Consider the following 15632-nt stretch of genomic DNA (forward strand, 5'->3'; position numbering starts at 1 on the left):
GCGGTGTACAGGGCGGCAGGCAGGTCTCTGGTGGTGATCCAGATGCGGCGGGTGTGGTGCAGGCGCCGCTCGGGGGTGAAGTCGACGGGGACGTCGGCGATCTCGCGGTAGGCGCGGGCGGTGGGCAGGTGGTCGGGTGGGTGTTCCCAGATGACGTCCACCTCCACGGTGGTGGCTGCGGTGGGTGGCGGGGCGGGCAGGCTGAGCGGGACGTGGCGCAGGAGTTGGTCGACGGGGTCGGGGCGGATGCCGCCCAGGAGGAGGGGTTCGTCGGGGATGCAGGAGCGTCGGCCGAGGTAGGGGGCGAAGGCGGGCTGTTCCAAGGCGGTGACCAGGCGCTCGAGGAGTGGGTCGGGTGCGCGGACGGCCAGGGTGAAGACGGCGTCGGCGAGGTAGACGCGGCGGCTGATGTAGGTGGAGGACTTCTGTGCGCGGTAGCCGCCGCTGCTGGTGCGCAGGCCTTGCTTGTGGGGGCGGCCGCCGCCGGCGGTGTGGTAGTCGGTGTGGCGGGTGCCGGGCCTGTCGACGCGGACGGTGAGCTCCAGGTCGGTGTAGGGGATGGCCGCGGTGGCGGGGTCGGGGGTAAGGGCTTCTTCGCGGGAGCGTCCTTCGGCGGCGGCGAAGAGGCCGATGAGTGCGGAACGGGTGGGGAAGGCGAGGGTGTCGCGGTAGGCGAAGGCAGCGTGTTCGCCGAAGGACATCAGGGGTGCGGCCAGGCGCAGCAGGATGCCGTTCATACGCTGGCCGCCGGTGTGACGGGTTGGGCGGCGGCCCGGGTGAGGGCGTCGGTCAGGTCGTCGAAGGAGGCGTGTCGCTGGCCGAGGTGGTCGATGTCGTCGGTCTGGGCGGTGGCGTAGCCGTGGGCGATGCGGTGCTTGGATCCGAGGAGTTGATTGAGGGCGGCGGCGTGTTCGGAGAGGGTCTGGGTGGCGGGCTGGGTGTAACCGCCGCCGGGGGCGTGTCGGACGGGGCGTTCGAAGGCGGCGGCAAGGGAGAGGGGGCGGCGGTCGCGCAGGGCGTAGTGGATGAGGTGGGGCAGGGTGTGGGGGGCGGTGGAGGTCTTCTTCGCTCCGGGCATGACGTCGATGAATGCCTCGGTGAACAGGGACAGCAGGTGCAGGGTTTCGTCGTTGTCGCCGTCGAGGTTGCGGGTGAGTTCGGTGAGGTTGACGGTGGCGTAGCGGTAGAGAAGACCGGTGGTGAAGAAGGCAGTCTTCAGGTGGGCGCTGCCGGTTTCGCCGGGGGCGGACCAGTCCTCCATGGCGGTGAAGTAGTCGGGCTGGAGGTCGCTGGTGTGGACGGTGAAGGCGTGGGCCATCTGCACGGCGCCGTCGACGTGGGCGTCGGGGACTTCGGCGAGCATGCGGCCGAAGAGGTTGATGGTGGCGGTGCGGCGGCGGATTAGTGCGGCCACCTGCCGGGTGGGCAGGACGGCTGGGGTCTTGGTCTTGTCGCTTCGGGACTTCTTGCCCTTCGGCTTCGGCGCGGCTGCGGTTTCCTCCTGGAGGGCGTCATAGAGGTTCTGGCGGTGTTCGGTGCACAGGGCCAGGAGGTCGTCGAGGATGTCGCGCGGGATGTAGAGGGCGACCGAAGTGATGCCGCCTAGCTTCTCCTCAATCCTGAGCCCCCCGCTGGTGGCCGACCGTACGATCTGGGCGCCGGCGAAGGCGGCCAGGTCATCGGACCAGCCGGCTGCACGCAGGGCGTCACTCACACGCAGCGGCAGGTTGCGGGTGCGGGCGGCGTGCTCGTCGAGGTCTTCCTCCAGGCGCAGGCGGATGGGCCGCTTCCAGGCTTGTGAGGACACGTAGGCGCGTGTGGTGCCGCCGTACAGCAGGGTTTTGGGCTCGTTGTCCTCGCCCCGGTTGAGCACGGAGGCGGGCAGCGGGTGCAGGGCGTGCAGGTCGAGGTAGCGGGCGGGCGGGGAGGCGGGCATGTCAGTGCTCCTGGGTGAGGGTGTGCAGGGTGATGAAGTAGGAATTGCGCCAGCGGGCGGCGATGTGTTTGCGGTCGTACTCCCACCAGGTGAGGTCCTCGAGGAGGACGGCGAAGTCGAGGCGGGCGGCGTCCTTTGCGTGCAGGTGGGCGGCGAGGCTGAACAGTGCCGGGTGCAGCAGCGGGGTGCCGAGTCTGGTGAGGGTTTTGACCTTGCCGGTCATGCGGGTGGGGTCGAAGCCGTGCCGGGCTGCGGCGATGGCGAGGCTGGTGCCGAGGTTGGGGCGTGTCCGCCAGGCCCGCGCTGCGTGTTCACGTCCGGTGGCCGTGCCGGTCGTCGGCGGGGTCTGCTGGGCGTGGCCGGTGGTGTCGGTGTGCTGATCGGCAGTGCTGCTGTCGGGCAGGGCGGTTTCCGGTAGGTAGGGGCCGTCCTCGTGGGGCAGGTCGCGTTGCATGGCAAGGAGGCTGGCGACGGTGTAGTGGGCGCGGGCTGCGCCGAAGCCGGCGATGCGGTGGTCGAGGTGCTCGGGCATCCGGGGGCAGTCCTCGATGGGGCGGCCGCGGCCCGAGACGAGGTCCGTGCGGATGCTGTTGATCTCGCAGAGCCGGATGACCTGGGCGACGAAGTCGTCGTAATGGGCGCGGCGTTCCACGGGCGTGGGGGGCATGAGAGTGCCTTCGTGAGAAGAAAGGGCGATGCGTGCGGGTGAGGTGGCGGTGTCAGCGGGCGCGGCGCAGCCGGGCGACGGCTTCGGCGACGGCTTCTGCGGCGTTGAAGTACTGGTCGATCGCCGGCTGGGTGGCGGTGTTGAAGGCGGTGACGGCGTCGGCGGTGAACGCGGCGTCGGCGTTGCGGTCGGGTTCGGCGAGCAGGTTCCAGAACGTGGTTTCGGCGCGCGGCCAGTAGAGGGTGCGGGCGTGGCGGGTCCAGGCCGGCAGGTTCCGGGGAGGCCCGGCGGGGCGGCCGGCAGCGGAGGCGGTGCTGATGGTGGCGCGCCAGGCCTGGGCAGAGACCTTGTCCAGCAGGGCGCCGGTCTTCTCGGCGGCCTGACGGCAGGCGGTGAAGCGTTCGGCGTGGGCAGGGTCGTGTTCCTGGGTGTAGGGCCAGATCGGTGGAGTGATGGCCGTGTACCAGGTGCGGTTGACGGTCTTGGAGTCCTGGTCGAATCCGTGGACGCGGACGCGCAGGTGGGTGCGGGCTTCGGGTGGCAGGTCGTTGAGGGAGGTGAAGGCGTCGGGACGACGGACGTAGGTGCTGCGGGTGGAGGACTCGTCGCCGGCCAGGAGCAGGGCGTCCAGGTCCCGCCACAGGGCCCGGTCGGCGTCTGCGGTGCGGGCTCTGTACCGCTGGGTGAAGGTTTTTTCCGGGTCTGTGTCGACGCGGTAGACGAGGTAGGGGTCGAAGGCTGGCAGGCGGGTCTGGGTGGCCCAGGTGACGTAGGCGTCGTTCACGTGCCGGCCGTCGGGTGCCGCGATGAGGAGCAGGGCGTGGCGGGAGCGGCCGGTGAGGAGCCGGCCGGGCCAGGTCACCGGGTGCGGGGCGGCCGCGGGGTCAGGCAGAGGCTCTTCCCAGGGGCACCGGTCCTCGGCGTCCGGCCATGCCTGGGACGGTTGGGGCAGACCGGCCAGGAGGGTTTCGTACAGGGTGCGGCCCAGCGGGTGGAAGGAGACGGTGGAGCGCAGCGGTCCGGCCTTTGCGCTGCCGGTCGTGTGGCCGTCGACGGCGCGTACTGAGCCCTCTCCGGAGGCTCCGTAGTAGTGGTGGATGAGCAGGTGCCACAAGGCCTGATCGCTGGGTACCGGTTGCGGGTCGGTGTCGGTGTCGGTGTGCGGGCTGCGCCAGGACAGGTTGTTGCCCTCGGGCCGGCCGTAGACGAGTTTGTTCACACCGGCTCGTTTCACGCACTGCACCGTCAGTCGGGGGTCCTGAAGGAAGGGCCGCTCGGGGTGGAACAGGTCCCAGATGTACTGGTCGAAGTAGGCGTGCACCGTGGCGGGGTCGAAGCCGTGCGGTTGTTTCAGCAGTGCCCGGCGGCGGGCGGCCCACTCCCCCGCACTCATCTCGGGATCGTCCAGTCCGGTCAGTCGGGCGGTGATGGCTACGAGCAGGCGCAGCGCGGCCGACGCGGCCGGTGGCAGGGGCAGGGCCAGGTCCTCGATGGTGTGTGCGCGGAGCAGTATTTCCCGCCATCCCACGGATTCCTGACGTCCGTTCAAAAACAGGACGGGAATACAGGGTTCTTCGTCAGTGGCATATCGCGGGACAGGCACAGGATGGCTCCAGAGGGCCAGCGAAGGCAGGAAAGAGAAACAGGCAAAGGAGGAGAGGAGGAGGGAGGGCCTGAGGGCGGGAATGGTGGCCGCGTTCTGGGTTGGCGGCGGCCAAGGGGCCTCGTGGAGGGCAGAGGTGTCCCACCGTCAAGACGCGGGGGCCGGGCTCATACAGGTGGGACTGCCCGCTGCCGTGCGTGGGGCGCTGTGGGTGTGGCACCGGCAGCACGGCAGAGGCGATCCACCGGATTCGAACGTGTGCCCGGGTTCGCATTTCCATAATAACCACGAGCCGGAGCCCTCTTGAGCCATGTAATTGACGCTTTGACTACTGGCTGGTCAACCTCTTATGGAAACTGGACGGGGATTCCTGTCAGCACAACGTTGTCATGCACCAGGAATTACGTGTGGCCGTCGCAGAGTTCACCGGCCGGCGCAGCTGACCTGAATTCAGGCCGGTGTTCCGTACCGGGTGGAGAGTGCCGTGGACGGTGCGGTGTGTGCCGGACAGCACACTGAGAGGCTCGTGTTGGGGGGACGACACTGGTGGCGGGTGGCCTTCTCGCACCATCTCAACGCCACCCTGGCAGGGCCGGCCGGCCGACCGTCGGCGGCCGTGTCGGATGCCGGACGGGCCGGCCGGTTCGTCCAGCACCGCAGCCAGCGTGCTCAGCCGAACGGCCGGCGGCAGTCCGACCCCGGGGAAGAGAAGCCAATTCATCTGCGGCCGACTTCAGTTGCGCGTTGGGGCGCTCTTCCGGGGTTCGGTTGAAGAACACCTCGGGCCACTTGAGACGGTGGCCGGTCTGGTCTGCGGATGGGGCGGCAGCAGGCTGGACGTGACATGCCGTGGAAGCGGGTGACGGATCAGCGCTCGTCCGCAGCAGGGGTGTGCCAAACCGCATACGGCAAGAGGTAGTTGCGGCCCGGGACGGGCCTCAGTCCGCGCGGTGCACCAGCCCCAGCAGAGGATCGAGGCGCAGCGTGTGGCGGCCGAAGCGCACCGGCTCGTCGGCCGTGTCGGGGCGGTGCGGGAGCAGGACGAGGTCGGCGAGCAGTGCGTGCTGCCGCCAGGCCTGCGGGACCCGGTGGCTGTTGTGCCTCTCGGCGACCCACGCGGCGGGGACGGGCAGGGTGTGCTGGAGGATGGTGCGGGTCTGCGCGGTGGTCGGTTTCTTCTCCGGCAGCAGGTGGGTGCCGGCCGCGTCCAGGGCGAGCCCGGCGGCTGTGTGGTGGACGGGCAGCAGGCGCCGGGGCAGGACGCCCAGCCGGGTGGCGGCGTCGCGGGCATGCAGGTGCTGACGGTGCAGGTCGGACAGGGACAAAATGTGCTGCCAGCCAGGGATCAGAGGCAGCTCGCTGTGGTGTTCCTCGGTGCGTCGGCGGGCCTGGTAAGCGGCGTGGCGCCGCTGGAGACCGGGATAGGCGTGGGCGAGTTCGTCTGCTTCCCCGTGCACGGTCTCGACCAGGTGAGCGACGTCGTCGGGCAGACGCAGCGTCGTGGTACGGCCGGGCCGGCGGGCGAGGAGTTCGGCAGTGGCATGGGTGAGAAAGGGGTATTCCAGAGTGCGCCACGCGGGCGGGATCAGGGTTTGGCCCTGGTGATCGGTGGGCTGCAGGACATGCAGGCGGGGGGTGCCGTGCAGCCAGCCGGGTCGTCGGTCGTGGTCGGCCCACAGCGGGGCGAAGCGGTGAAGGCGGCCCAGGCGCTGCAGGAGCGTGTGCAGGGCGGCCAGGTCGCTGACCATGACGTCGACGTCGATGTCGAGACTCATGTCGAGCAGGCTGGTGGTGACGATGACCAGGCGTCTGGGGCGGCGGCCGAGGCGGCCGAGCGCGTTGCGGATCAAGCGGGTGACAGCTTCGCGTTCGTGTCCGGGGATGCGGGCGTGCAGCAGAAGCAGTTGGCCGTCGGGTCCGCCGGGCCAGTCGAGAGTGCGCAGGTGCGTGTAGGTGTCCTGGGCGTCGGCCATGGTGGCGCAGACGACGGCCGCGCAGCCGCCGTCTTGGATGACGGGACTGATTTCGTCCGTGATGCGCTCCATGCGGCCCTCGCGGGCGGGTGCGCCGTCGGGGTCGGTGCAGGAGGGGTGGCGTACGGGGTGGAGGCGGATCTCGGCGGTGCGGCGGGATCGTTTGGCGTGGGCGTCGGCGGCTGTGGGGTCGATCCGGGTGAGGGAGGCGTCTCGGGCCGCGGCGAACAGCCAGCCGGGGTAGCCGGGTGAGCAGTTCAGGCCGGCTGTCTTGGAATGCGGGTGGCCGGCGCCGGCCAGGTAGCTGCGCACGAGTTCACGGCTGGTGCGCTCGGGCAGGGTGGCGGACAGGAGCACGACCGGGCTGCCCAGAACGCCCAGCCAGTGCAGCAGCCGGCCCAGCATCTGCTGCATGAACGGGCTCATGGCGTGGACTTCGTCCACGATGACGGTCCGCCCGGACAGCGCCAGCAGCCGCAGGGCGCTGAACCGGATGGGGAGAACACCCATGAGGGCCTGGTCGTGGGTGGCGACGGTGAACTGGGCCAGCAGTGCCCGGTCCCAGCCGCGCAGCCAGCCGTCCGGTACGGTCACCCGTTCCTCGGGACGTTCGCCCGGATCAGGCGTGCCCTCGGGGCTGTCGGCCCAGAATGCGTCGCTGGTGGACGGCTCGTGGGCGAGGAGCCGGTGGTCGCTGTAGGCGGAGTTGACGTGACTGTGGCTGTAGACCAGGGAGACCGGGGCATGGCCGGGATGGTGCGCCGCCACGTAGGACTCGAGTTCGTCATAGGCGGCGTCCGCGGTGGCGGTGGTCGGCAGCAGCCATGCCACACCGGCCGTCTCACCGCCGGTATTGAAGATGCGGGCCGCTTCCAGCCCGCCAACGGTCTTTCCGCCGCCGGTGGCATCGGTGAGCACCACGATGCCCGGCCCCTTCTCCCCCACCGCAGCGGTGAGCTGCTCGATCAATGCCGCCTGCAGGTCGTTGGGAGCCTGCAGGCCCCGGTGAGCCCGCGCGAAGGGCACCTGCGGCAACAGGACGCGGGGCAGGCCGGACTGATCGAGCAGCGCGGGCGCATCCTGCACCGCCTGCTCGAAATGCTTGCCAGCGGCGAAGGCGGGCGCCAGAGCCTTGGGCAGCCAGTAGTGACGCTGGCTGACCAGCCGGTCCGCGATCACTCCCACCCCGGCGATCAGCACCGCGGCCGGCGCAGACACCTGAGCAGGCACCGCCGTGGCACCCGTCAGGTGCCGCACAAGAGCAAAATAGCGCCGGCGCAGCTCCTGCCATGCAGGCCCGCCCAATGTGACCTGCACCCGGGAGGCCGCCGCCGCACCATGCAGGTCCAGTTGCAGGAACCGGCCGTGGTGGCCACCGAGGATCTGCGCCACTCGCACCCCGGGACTGTCCGAACTGTCCACGGCCCAACCGGCCTCCGCCAGCAGGTGCAGCGCCACGTGCATGGACGCCCGCTCATGCGGCACGCGCTGCCAGTCTTGCGTATCCGCCCTGAGCTCGTCACCGACCCGCGCCCACGCAATCGCCTCCTGCTGCTGGAACGCAGACAGCTTGCCCAAATCATGCAGGCCCGCAATGAACATCACCAGGCAGCGGGCTTCGGCCACGGACACGCCCAGCCCGTCAGCGATCAGCCGCCGCTGCCCACGGGCGAGGTACCAATCCCATACCGCACCGGCGACCGCCGCCACATCCAGCAGATGGAACAGCAGCGAGTACACCGCCGACTCACCACGGTCGAACTTCCCCCACGGCCTCAGATCGATCCCGCCGATCCTGGCGTCCTCCCACACTCCCACAGCCCCAACCCCGCTCTCCAACTACCGCGAAGGAAAAGATCAGTTGGGACCATACCGCCAGGCAAAGTACATGCCCTAACCTCACGCTTTCGTGAGTGGGCCTGTCCGGGTCTTGATCAAATAAATGGAGAGTGCTGCTGACCTGCAACGATGGGACTTGTCGAGGGTCCTGTCAGCTGCAAGGAAAGAAGCACTCTACAGGTGAAGAAGCGTAGCGGGTCCTATCCGCGTGTCCGTGTTGAGGGCAGCGGCCGTGGGGTGGTCTCGCAGGCCGGGGCGGTGCTGCTGGTCGAAACGGTCCGCAAGTCGGGCCTGGGCACGGCGATATCGGCGGCGCTGGCACCGTGGCGCAAGCCGCGGACGGTGCACGACCCGGGCAAGATCCTGCTGGATGTGGCCCTGGCCGTCGCACTCGGCGGCGACTGCCTGGCCGATGTCGCCATGCTGCGGGCCGAGCCCGACGTGTTCGGCCCGGTGGCCTCCGATCCGACGGTCTCCCGCCACGTCCGGCCCGAAAGCTCTTGCGGCGATCCGGGGCGCACGTTCCGAAGTACAGACACGGGTCTGGGAGTTGGCCGGGGCAAGCAGTCCGGCCGCCGACGGCCAGGTGATCGTGGACATCGACGGGGTGCTGGTGCTCGCCCACTCCGAGAAGCAGGACGCCACCGCGACCTGGAAGAAGACCTTCGGCCATCACCCGCTCGTCGCGTTCGTCGACCACGGCCAGGCCGGCTCCGGAGAACCGGTGGCCGCTCCGCTGCGGCCCGGCAACGCAGGCTCCAACACCGCCACCGACCACATCACCACCACTGGGCTCGCCCTGGCCCAACTCCCCAGACACCTGCGGCGAGGGCGGCAGACGCTGATCCGCACCGACTCCGCCGGCGGCACCCACGCCTTCCTCGACTGGCTCTCCAGGCCCGGCCGGTGGCTGTCGTATTCCGTCGGAATGACCATCACCGACACCATCCACCAAGCCGTCCTGAAGATCCCGAAGAAAGCGTGGACACCGGCCTACGACGCCGGCGGCACCGAGCGGCCCGGCGCCTGGGTTGCAGAGATCACCGACATGCCCGACCTCTCATCCTGGCCCAAGGGCATGAGGCTGATCGTCAGAAAGGAACGCCCGCACCCCGGCGCCCAGTTGCGCTTCACCGACCTCGACGGACTACGGCTGACCTGCTTCGCCACCAACACCAAGGGCAGCCAGCTCGCCGACCTCGAACTGCGTCACCGCCGCCGGGCCCGCTGCGAGGACCGCATCCGAAACGCCCGCGACACCGGCCTGCGCAACCTGCCCCTGCACGACACCACACAGAACCGAATCCGGCTGGAGATCATCTCCCTCGCACTCGACCTCCTCGCCTGGATGCCCATGCTCGCCCTGACCGGCAAGACCCGCCGCTGGGAACCCAAACGGCTTCACCTGCGGCTGTTCTCCGCCGCCGCCCAGCTCGTGAACACGGGCCGCCGCCGCTGGCTCCGCCTGCCCGCCCGGTGGCCCTGGACCGACGTCATCACCCACGCAATCGAGCGGCTCCATGCCCTGCCGAACCCCGGCTGACCAGACACTTCACCCATCCCGACAACCCGCATCACCACACCGGGCAGTGGAACCCGGCGCCTACCCGACGCGAGAGCCGGGCCATCAGCCTGACCGCACCGTGAAAACTCCACCACGTCCAACAACAAAGGGTCCGTCAGCAAGCTGACGGACCCTCATGAACGATCGAGGCTAAGAAGCCCTAACAGAAGCTGTTGATCATGTGACTGTCGGTCTGGTTGCTCGTTGGTGTTGTCGTGGGAAAGAGGGAGTCGCGTCCGTGGATCGTCTCGGACGAACTGTGGTCGCTGGTCGAGCCGTTGCTGCCCCAGCCGGGTCCAAAGCTGTTGGAGGGCCGGCCGCGGATCCCGGACCGGCAGGCGTTGTGCGGGATTCTGTTCGTGCTGCACACCGGCATTCAGTGGGAGTACCTGCCCCAGGAGCTGGGCTTCGGCTCCGGCATGACCTGCTGGCGGCGCCTCGCCGCATGGAACGAGGCCGGTGTGTGGGACGAGTTGCACTTGGTGCTACTGAAGAAGCTGCGGGCCGCGAAGAAGCTGGACTGGTCGCGGGCGGTGATCGACTCCTCGCACGTGCGGGCCGCTCGGCGCGGCCCAAAAGCGGGCCCAGCCCGGTCGACCGTGCACGGCCGGGCAGCAAGCACCACGTCCTCACCGACGGCCAGGGCATCCCGCTCGCGGTGTCGCTGACCGGCGGCAACCGCAACGACGTCACGCAGTTGCTGCCCCTGCTGGACAAGGTCCCGGCCGTGGCCGGCGTCGTCGGCCGGCCCAGACACCGGCCCGACGCGCTCCTAGCCGACCGCGGCTACGACCACGACAAGTACCGCCGCCTGCTCTGGGCCCGCGGCATCCGCCCGGTCATCGCCGAACGGGGCCAACCACACGGCTCCGGCCTGGGCATCTTCCGCTATGTCGTCGAGAGAACCATCGCCTGGCTGCACGGCTTCCGCCGCCTACGGATCCGCTGGGAACGACGCGACGACATCCATGAAGCCTTCCTTGGCCTCGCCAACCTGCCTCATCACCCACCGGCACGTACAGCGCCTTTGTTAGGACCTCTAACACATAGGCAATCACCAGCGGCGGACTCCAACTGAACTACGGAAAGCCCCTCCGCTACAGCTCGCTACCCATGCGACGTCCACCTGTGGCAAACTCAACCAGGCCACCACACCAACCAAAATGTAAGTAAGTAAAAACAGGTCTACCGCTCTTCGAAACTGCAGGTGGTAGAGGGCGCTCCCCACGCGAGTGGGGGTTGGTCCGATGCGGGTGTAGCTGACGGTGGAACGGTAGTGCGCTCCCCACGCGAGTGGGGGTTGGTCCTGCTCGAGCAATCCGGCCTCGGACTCGACGTCGCGCTCCCCACGCGAGTGGGGGTTGGTCCCGCATCCCGATCGAGCCGGACAGCACCCAGCGGCGCTCCCCACGCGAGTGGGGGTTAGCCAGACACTCAGTCCGCGACCATCTTCGGATCATGGTTCTCCCCGCTCGAATGGGGGTTAGTCCTTCAACCGGGGGCTCTACCGCACCGACTGAATGTTCTCCCCACAGACATGTGGGGGTCAGCCTGGGGAGGCGTTCGAATACTCTCGCTACCTGTGATGCTCCCCGCACACGTGGGGGTCAGCCCAGGCGCATGGGGTTGACGTCGGTTCCCGCGTAACGTTCCCCGCTTAGATGAGAGTCTGTCCTCCGTTACTGGTGATCCTAAATCAAGTGACCGGTTGGGGAGTTCAGACCGAACCACCCAAAGCAACCGCTGCCAGGCGGCTCTCACCAGCACGGCCAGGCCGTGTAAAATATGCAAAAAGCACACTACGGGTCGGCGAAACCGCAGGTGAAAAAGGGTCCTCCCCACACGCGTGGGGGTCTGTCCGCGACAGCGGGGACGGGCGATGAATCCGGCGCGTCCTCCCCACACGCGTGGGGGTCTGTCCGGGCCGAGCGGGATGCGCCAGTCGGCCACCTTGTCCTCCCCACACGCGTGGGGGTCTGTCCTGGACCAGGATCGCGAGCATCTGCTTTCCCAGGTCCTCCCCACACGCGTGGGGGTCTGTCCCGGGCGGAAAAGCAGCCCGGCACCCCGGCCGCGTCCTCCCCACACGCGTGGGGGTCTGTCCCGGTGTGCTGTCCGTGGGCAGCGAGCGACACCGTCCTCCCCACACGCGTGGGGGTCTGTCCATGGCGTTCGCCGCCGGAGCCAACGGACTGACGTCCTCCCCACACGCGTGGGGGTTAGCCCAGGGGTGTGGCAGGGACGTCGATTCCAGCATAAAATTCCCCTCTCGAGCGGGGGTCTGTCGACGACCGCGTCCCGGCCCACGATTCGCCACCGGCGCTCCCCACACGTGTGGGTCCTTCCGGCGAAGGCAGGCGCGGGTCCACTTCGATGTGGTGCTTCCTACACGCAAGAGTCTGACGACTCTTGCTGTCAACTCCACCGCAACAGGGCTCAGTGCTGGGCCGCCAGCCTCTCCTCTCGCCAGCTTGCCCATTCACGCACCCGCCCGATTGTCTCGTCCGGTTTGGGCAGCGTCGAGTACACGACGAACTCCACGTACTTCGAGTCGTCGATCGGCAGCGGTGGCAGTGGCAGTGGATGTTCGCTCAGCCTGGCCACCAGGTATCCGGCGGCCAGCAGGTCAAGAGACTTCTCGATGTCGAGGTCAACCTTGTCCGCGTGCCAGTAGGACCCGTCGTACTCGATGGCGAGCTTCTGCTCACCCGCCGTCTCGACCGTGATGTCGACGAGCCAGCTCCCGCGCCGGGCGAATGCGTCGTGCCGCATTGACTGGCTGGACGATGTCTGGCCGAAGGCACGCCCCGCGGCTGCCCAGTGGTCAAGCTCTATGCGGGACTTGCCATGCTCCCGGCACTCGGGGCAGCCGCTGCCGTTAGCCCGTGAGGACAGGGCCGCCGGCCTGGCGAGCCTGTCGCGCCCACTGCCGCCAGTAGCAGGCCCGGCACGTCGCTTCCCCATATGCGTTCTTTTCCAGGGTGTACTCGAAGCGATAGTGCGCCTCGCAGGCGCATGCCAGGCACCGGGTCAGACGCCACGCCTTCGGTTTCGTGAAGGGCTCCAGCGGTTCCAGGCCGCCCTCACGCAGTATGTCCGTGATGTGGGTGTCACACTAGGGGCTCTTCGTACGTGTAGAGAACGCGGCAGGCTGCCCTCAGTCCGCCTCAGAACACAGTTGGGTCGCCTTACGGGGCGATAGGGAACTCACGTGCGGATTCTCGCAGGTGCGTGTGCCGACGGCACGAAGTGACGTAATCGCTCCCTCCTCGCTGACCTCACTCGCCAGCTGCCGCCCGGGATCCATTGCGCGAAAAGGATCCGCAACGCCAGCGGCGAAAGGGCCAAGCCCTGGGACAACCCCGCAGCGGCCTGCCGTAGGAGGCGCTCTCGCACCAGCCCAGCCAGGGGCGGCAGCGGGACTCCGAAGAAGCCTCGCCAGAACCTGCCTCGGCAACGACCCTGCGACAGATCACCCGCGCCCACGATCCAGCCGTGACGCCGTCGAAACAGAGCCCCGCTGGGGTCTGTGTAGCGAACGGTGGAACTCAGTCGGATTTGTTCAGCGGCGTCCGGCGGTGAGCCGGCCGTCGAAGGTGATGTCGAAGGCTTGGAGTGCGGCCTTCCAGCGCATGGTCCAGCGTTTGCGTCCGGTGCCGGTCGGGTCCAGGCTCATGACGGCCAGGTAGACGCATTTGAGGGCGGCCTGGTAGACGCATTTGAGGGCGGCCTGGTCGGTGGGGAAGTGTCCCCGGGCCCGGACGGCCTTGCGGATGCGCGCGTTGATGCTCTCGATCGCGTTGGTGGTGCAGACAATCTTGCGGATCTCCACGTCGAACCGGAGGAAGGGCACGAACTCCGCCCAGGCCGCCTCCCAGAGCCGGACGATCGCCGGATACTTCCCGCCCCAGGCGTCGGTGAACTCCACGAACCGCTCGAGCGCGGCGTCCTCGGTCGGCGCGGTGTAGACGGGCCTGAGCGCCTTCGCGATCTTCTCCCAGTCCTGCCGGGCCGCGTAACGGAAGCTGTTCCGCAGCAGGTGAACGACGCAGGTCTGGACGATCGTCGCAGGCCAGACGGTGTTCACGGCGTCCGGGAGGCCTGTCAGGCCGTCGCAGACCAGCATCAGGACATCGGCCGCGCCGCGGTTCTTGATCTCGGTCAGGACCTGGAGCCAGTACTTCGCGCCCTCCCCGCCGTCGCCGATCCACAGGCCCAGGATGTCCCGTTGTCCCTCGGCGGTGACCGCCACCGCCATGTAGACAGGCCGGTTGGCGACCTGCCCGTCCCTGACCTTCACGTTCACGCAGTCGATGAAGACGACCGGATAAACGGTGTCCAGGGGACGGTTCTGCCATTCGCTCATGCCGGCCATCACGCTGTCGGTGATCGTGGAGATCGTGGACTTGGAGATCTCCGCGCCGTAGACCTCGGCGAGATGCGCGGAGATCTCCCCGTGCGTGAGCCCTTTCGCGGACAGCGACAGGACCATCTCGTCCACCCCGCCCAAACGCCGCTGGCGCTTCTTGACCAGCTGTGGCTCGAACGACCCGGCCCGGTCCCGCGGCACCGCGATCTCGACCGGCCCCGACTCGGTGATCACCCTCTTGGAGCGGTGTCCGTTGCGGTAGTTCTCCCGGCCGCCCTCGGCCCGCTCACCGGGCTCGTGGCCCAGATGATCGGTGAGTTCGCCTTCCAGCGCGGACTCCAACAACCGCTTCGTCAGCTGCTGCAGCAGGCCACCCTCCCCGGTGAGCTTCACCCCACCGGCCTGGGCCCGGGTCACCAGCTCGGCGACCAGCCCGTCATCCACGGCGCCCGCCCCACTCACAGCGGCCTTCCCGGCCTCGGTGTCACTCGTCACGTCAGTCATCAACTGTCGCTTCCAGCTCGGGAGTTACACCGCTCACCGTACAGACCCCCCCCGCTGGAGGCGAGGACGCGGAGGGTGCCCGGCTCGGGCGGCTGAGCTGTGTGGGGCCGCGTGTCACGAAAGTGCTCAGTGGGATGTGGCGTTGCTGACGTCTGTCCCTCATCCGGTGCCGTTGTCGGTTCGGCCGCGATATGACAGGGAGCCGACACCGTAGGGGGCGAGCATGAGCGCGGCGCAGTTGGTGGTGGTCGTTGTCGTGGGCTTGGGTCTGTGGGTTTTGCGGAAGCGGCACAGGTATCCCGGCGGTTGGGCCTTCGCATTCAGCTTGCGGTACGAGAGCGACCGCGACGCCCTGGCAAATGCGCGCAATAAGGCACGTGAGGTGTCGCGCAAGGCGGCTGAGACCGAGTCTGCCGCGCAGGCCGAACTCACCTCAGCACGAGCCGCTTACAAGCGAAACCTGCGTGGGCTGGAGCAGCAGATAGCACGACTGCGCAACCCAGGCGTCGGCGAGCGATTGGGCAACCTGGGCGAGCTCGTCCTGTTCCAGCACATCTCGTGGTGACGTCCGGACCGGCCACGCGCTCGATCGAACTAGCCGGCCTCGATGCCCGCTTCGACACGGGCAGGACGAACCACTCGATCTACCTCACCGACACCGCCGGACGGGTGCACCGCGCGAAGTACCCTCATGCTTCTCCTGCAGCCGATGACCAGCAGCGATTCGATGAGGAAGCAGTGCGCGACTTCACCGTGGCCATCCAGAACGCGGTCGCGGACGAGAACAGCTTCCGCGCCCGGATCCCCCACCAGCTCAAGCAGGTTGAGCAGCAGTTGGAAGAAGCCCGGGCAGACACCCATGCGCAGGAAGCAGCACGCAAGAAGCTTGTCCTGGTACGGCAGCGCAACCGCCAGGACCCTCACCGCAAAGCCGCAGACTTCGAACTGCAAGAGGCTCTCCAGGACTGGAAAACCCTCACAGACCGCCTACCGCCCAAGTAGTGGGCAGATGGGAAGCTGCCAGCAGCCGTGCTCAGCCGTCTGGCATTCGAAGACCGCTGATCCCGTGGAGCATCGCCCCCTCACCAACCGCGCCGACTTCGCAAAGTACAGAAAACAAGATGTCGATCTTGAGAGCCGCAGGCGGTCCGGGGCCGCCTCACTACCGAATCTTCCG

Annotated in this window: 10 protein-coding genes, 1 pseudogene and 1 CRISPR repeat array; of the genes and pseudogenes, 4 read left to right on the plus strand and 7 right to left on the minus strand. The window is 68.3% G+C overall.

Features of this window, described 5'->3' with window-relative positions; all coding sequences use genetic code 11:
• The 5 genes from cas5e to cas3 all read right to left on the minus strand — a co-directional run.
• Positions 1-737 (minus strand): type I-E CRISPR-associated protein Cas5/CasD (gene cas5e, locus ACLVWQ_RS39165; RefSeq protein WP_414114096.1); only part of this gene is annotated, 737 nt, incomplete at its 3' end.
• The gene (gene cas7e / locus ACLVWQ_RS39170; RefSeq protein ID WP_414114097.1) at positions 734-1936 is read right to left on the minus strand and encodes a type I-E CRISPR-associated protein Cas7/Cse4/CasC; all 1203 of its coding nucleotides are present in this window, start codon (positions 1934-1936) and stop codon (positions 734-736) included. The genes cas7e and cas5e, both read right to left, overlap by 4 nt.
• Position 1937: 1 nt before the next feature.
• Positions 1938-2603, minus strand: coding sequence for a type I-E CRISPR-associated protein Cse2/CasB (locus ACLVWQ_RS39175; protein ID WP_414114098.1), 666 nt, complete (start codon positions 2601-2603; stop codon positions 1938-1940).
• A 52-nt stretch (positions 2604-2655) separates the two neighbouring features.
• Positions 2656-4206: a type I-E CRISPR-associated protein Cse1/CasA gene (casA, locus tag ACLVWQ_RS39180; RefSeq protein WP_414114099.1), complete on the minus strand. Its 1551-nt coding sequence runs from the start codon at positions 4204-4206 to the stop codon at positions 2656-2658.
• Between the two features lie 938 nt (positions 4207-5144).
• On the minus strand, positions 5145-7997 hold the full coding sequence (gene cas3, locus ACLVWQ_RS39185; protein WP_414114100.1) for a CRISPR-associated helicase Cas3': 2853 nt from the start codon (positions 7995-7997) through the stop codon (positions 5145-5147).
• A 201-nt stretch (positions 7998-8198) separates the two neighbouring features.
• Here cas3 and ACLVWQ_RS39190 point away from each other — a divergent pair.
• Positions 8199-9561 (plus strand): annotated as a pseudogene (locus ACLVWQ_RS39190) (IS1380 family transposase).
• A 236-nt stretch (positions 9562-9797) separates the two neighbouring features.
• A protein-coding gene (locus ACLVWQ_RS39195; RefSeq protein ID WP_414114101.1) for an IS5 family transposase occupies positions 9798-10660 on the plus strand; the annotation gives its coding sequence in 2 pieces (ribosomal slippage) (positions 9798-10155 and positions 10155-10660; 864 coding nt in all).
• A gap of 753 nt (positions 10661-11413) precedes the next feature.
• Positions 11414-11808: direct repeats of the CRISPR family, unit length 29 nt; unit sequence GTCCTCCCCACACGCGTGGGGGTCTGTCC.
• A gap of 210 nt (positions 11809-12018) precedes the next feature.
• On the opposite strand, the gene ACLVWQ_RS39200 is transcribed toward ACLVWQ_RS39195, so the two are convergent.
• Both ACLVWQ_RS39200 and ACLVWQ_RS39205 read right to left on the minus strand, forming a co-directional pair.
• Positions 12019-12354, minus strand: coding sequence for a hypothetical protein (locus tag ACLVWQ_RS39200; RefSeq protein WP_414114102.1), 336 nt, complete (start codon positions 12352-12354; stop codon positions 12019-12021).
• A gap of 790 nt (positions 12355-13144) precedes the next feature.
• Positions 13145-14455 (minus strand): IS256 family transposase, encoded by a 1311-nt coding sequence (locus tag ACLVWQ_RS39205; protein ID WP_414114103.1) that lies wholly within the window; start codon positions 14453-14455, stop codon positions 13145-13147.
• A gap of 223 nt (positions 14456-14678) precedes the next feature.
• On the opposite strand from ACLVWQ_RS39205, the gene ACLVWQ_RS39210 reads away from it, so the two are divergent.
• Positions 14679-15020: a hypothetical protein gene (locus tag ACLVWQ_RS39210; RefSeq protein WP_414114104.1), complete on the plus strand. Its 342-nt coding sequence runs from the start codon at positions 14679-14681 to the stop codon at positions 15018-15020.
• Positions 15017-15457, plus strand: a complete 441-nt coding sequence (locus ACLVWQ_RS39215; protein ID WP_414114105.1) for a hypothetical protein — start codon at positions 15017-15019, stop codon at positions 15455-15457. The genes ACLVWQ_RS39210 and ACLVWQ_RS39215 overlap by 4 nt, the downstream gene beginning before the upstream one ends.
• The last annotated feature ends 175 nt before the right edge of the window (positions 15458-15632 follow it).

Origin of the sequence: Streptomyces sp. CWNU-52B (genome assembly GCF_047444975.1) — a bacterium.
GTDB lineage: Bacteria > Actinomycetota > Actinomycetes > Streptomycetales > Streptomycetaceae > Streptomyces.

What these genes read in the sequence shown, in the direction of transcription:
- ACLVWQ_RS39175 (WP_414114098.1), bottom strand. Translation starts at nt 2,603, where the DNA reads ATGCCCCCCACGCCCGTGGAACGCCGCGCCCATTACGACGACTTCGTC.
- ACLVWQ_RS39205 (WP_414114103.1), bottom strand. Translation starts at nt 14,455, where the DNA reads ATGACTGACGTGACGAGTGACACCGAGGCCGGGAAGGCCGCTGTGAGT.
- ACLVWQ_RS39210 (WP_414114104.1), top strand. Translation starts at nt 14,679, where the DNA reads ATGAGCGCGGCGCAGTTGGTGGTGGTCGTTGTCGTGGGCTTGGGTCTG.
- cas7e (WP_414114097.1), bottom strand. Translation starts at nt 1,936, where the DNA reads ATGCCCGCCTCCCCGCCCGCCCGCTACCTCGACCTGCACGCCCTGCAC.
- ACLVWQ_RS39200 (WP_414114102.1), bottom strand. Translation starts at nt 12,354, where the DNA reads ATGCGGCACGACGCATTCGCCCGGCGCGGGAGCTGGCTCGTCGACATC.